The sequence below is a fragment of the Gluconobacter sp. P1D12_c genome (assembly GCF_018812105.1).
Taxonomy (GTDB): Bacteria; Pseudomonadota; Alphaproteobacteria; order Acetobacterales; family Acetobacteraceae; genus Gluconobacter; species Gluconobacter oxydans_A.
Map to the genome: position 1 here is coordinate 1 of NZ_JACSIQ010000112.1, position 693 is coordinate 693.

The window sequence follows — 693 nt, forward strand, 5'->3', positions numbered from 1 at the left end:
TTAAGAGACCCCTTGAACTCCTTAAACGATCCGTACATCTGGATCAGTCGCGTATTGAGTGTCTCATTATAGAACCACTCAACATGGCCATCCTCCATCGTCTCAAAATCGATCGGCTTAGTCACATATATTGTGACCTCCTCAACAGACTCAAGAGTTCCCGCATCCTTAACAATGCAAGACATCCTCTCACGAACAACAGCAAGAAAATCCTGCCAGCCGTTCCCCTTCAAATACGGCAGATCAAAGAGGATATTCATATGCATGTTAAGGGTTTCATGATCCTCATTATGAGTGAACTCAGTCCCCCTGAAATACAGATTTGAACCATATTTTTGATTGAGCCAACGGAAGCAATCAGAGAGCTTGCGTGTCCATTTCCTATGCTCCGCCTTGAGGTCATCATATATGCGGACGTTCTCACCGCAGGTGATAACCATGGCCCGCAGCTACTTCCCCTTATTCGGGAGAATGGTATCAATCCAATAGGTCAGCGCATTCCTCAACTGGCGCCGCTCAGCAACAGCAACAGCAGGAATGAACATGATATGCCTAAACTGTTCATCCATCTGCTTAGCTAATCCAGACAGCAAACCAACCTTGAAAAAGGTTCCATCCTGCTTCTTACGCCTAGACTGAATCGCCAGACCTTCAAGCCTGTCAGCAATGCGATCAGATTGAAGCCTTATGGCC

General features: G+C 46.5%; 2 protein-coding genes. Both read right to left on the reverse strand.

The genetic code is table 11. The features are described from left to right. A partial coding sequence (locus tag KP705_RS15825) for a hypothetical protein (protein WP_215764902.1) occupies window positions 1–440 on the reverse strand: 440 nt, incomplete at its 3' end. 9 nt (window positions 441–449) lie between these two features. Further along, window positions 450–693, reverse strand: a 244-nt coding sequence (locus tag KP705_RS15830) for a hypothetical protein (protein ID WP_215764904.1), incomplete at its 5' end; no start/stop codon positions are given.